Annotated in this window: 2 protein-coding genes; both read left to right on the top strand. The window is 62.9% G+C overall.

From position 1 onward, the window contains the following. Positions 1–1183 (top strand): DUF3060 domain-containing protein (locus JZ791_RS44015; protein WP_216903908.1); only part of this gene is annotated, 1183 nt, incomplete at its 5' end. 366 nt (positions 1184–1549) lie between these two features. After that, a partial coding sequence (locus tag JZ791_RS47380; RefSeq protein ID WP_216903907.1) for an alpha/beta hydrolase fold domain-containing protein occupies positions 1550–1989 on the top strand: 440 nt, incomplete at its 3' end.

The following is a 1989-nucleotide window of genomic DNA, read 5'->3' as shown; positions in this document are numbered from 1 at the left end:
GGGGAATAGCATGGGTTTGGTGGAGCCTCAGAATTCTGAGCAGCGTATCGCGGATCTCGAGCGGCAGCTTGCTGAGGCGCGGCGTATTGCGGAGCTGCAGCAGCAACTGGCGTCGGCGAAAGATGAAGTGCTGCAACAGGAGTCGAGGGACGGGGGTATCGGCGGCGGCGATGCTGTGCCTTCCTATCGCGGGGCGGCGTCGGCGTCGGTGGGGGCACACTCGGTTGATGCGGTGCCGCGCGATGATCGGCTGGCTGAGGCGCCGCGTAAGGTTCCCGCGGGTTTCGTTGCCGCCGAGATGTTCCCGTTTCGGTGGTGGTATGTGTGGATACTGTTCATGGTCGCGGTCGCGCCGATCGCACTGTGGATCTATGTACCCGCAGCTTTCACGGTGGTTGCCGTCCTGACGCTGGTGGTGATCTACGGCTTCCAGTTTTATGCGGTGAGAACCAGGATGGCGTTGCTCAAATGGGGGGAGGTCGCGGCGGTCGCCGAAACCGAGATCCTTTCTCGGGGTTCTTATTACAGTGGGACCACTTGGTACAACGCGCCTCTGCCTGTGGCGCACGGATGGCAGGTGACGCGTCCGCTGTACAGCGGACCGAGTACCAGGACGCGTATTCGCTACACGCTGGCGGGCCATCAGGGTGAACTCGTCGTGTCGGGGCGGGAGTACATCGATGGTGTGATCCTGGCTGATTCGCGAAATCCTCTGCGGGCGTTGTGCGTAACCTCTTTCGCTTACGATCTCGACCGCGACGGGGCGGGCGACTGGGTCGGCAGGATTCGCCCACGCCTGAAGATCGGTATGGCCGTGTGGTTGTTCATCGTCATCGTCTGGCTGGCGTTCGCGGCCGCGATCCCCACGGGGGTCACCGGCCATGTGGCTACCAGCGTCGGGACCGTCACTATCAAACCCGGTGGTACGGCCCGCGTATCGGGCAACAGTAGGACGAAGACGGTCAACTGCGGGAATGGCTATCTGAGCGTCTCGGGAAATTCCAACAGCGTGACCGTCCGGGGCCACTGCGCCGGCCTCACCGTCTCCGGGAACAGTAATATTGTCACCGTCGACGCAGCCGACTCCATCACCGTGTCCGGCATCGGCGTCAAGGTCACCTACCATTCCGGGACGCCCCGGATCGAGAATTCCGGAATCTCCAACTCCGTGGCCCGTGGTTGAACGATAGCGGCGGCCAGGGCTGGGGGCGCCGGCACCCGATGGCCCGCCCCTCGGGATCGCTTCGGTGAAGACGGGCAAGAAAACGTGTGAGGGATCCTCTGGGGCAGGCCCCATTCGATGATGTCTGTCGGAGCATCGCGATAGGGACGGGTGGCCTCTCGCACATGTGCGAGCTTCTTCGCCGCGTATCGCTGGGTGTCGAGCGGTGGATCTACTGATCGCTGGGAGCTATTGATAGATCTGATTAAACAATTGGACCGATTGGTCTGACCGGCGAAGACTGTGTTCATGGCTCGGAGGCACGGCTGGTGCCAGTTCCGATTCGCCATCGAGACACGTATCCGTTTCGGGAGAGGAAACTCCGGAATGTCCCAGGCACAGCTTCGTGCTCTGCACGAACTTCTTCGTCGCTCGCCTCTCGACTTCGGTGACGACGTCGGTACGACGCGCGAGATCTTTCACGCCATGGTCGGTCATCGGGCGGTTCCGTCGGATGTGCGGGTCGAGGAGACCTTCCTCGGTGGCGTGCCGTGCGTCGCCGTGGATGCTGGGGAGCGGTCGGATGTGGGGGTGCTGCTCTATCTGCATGGTGGGGCGTATGCGGTTGGTTCGGCGGCCGACAGCGTCGGTCTTGTCTCTGACATCGCCCGCCGCGCGGGGGCCCTTGCTTATACGGTCGAGTACCGGCTGGCTCCGGAGCACCCGTATCCGGCGGCCGTCGACGATGCTCTGGCCGCCTACTGCGGGTTGGTCGATGGGGGGACGGATCTGTCTCTTATTACACATCTGACGCTGCCGACGACGGA

It is taken from the genome of Nocardia alni, assembly GCF_019038435.1.
Taxonomy (GTDB): domain Bacteria; phylum Actinomycetota; class Actinomycetes; order Mycobacteriales; family Mycobacteriaceae; genus Nocardia; species Nocardia alni.
The sequence above is the reverse complement of the archived record's forward strand: the minus strand, read 5'-3'. Positions and strand labels throughout refer to the sequence as shown.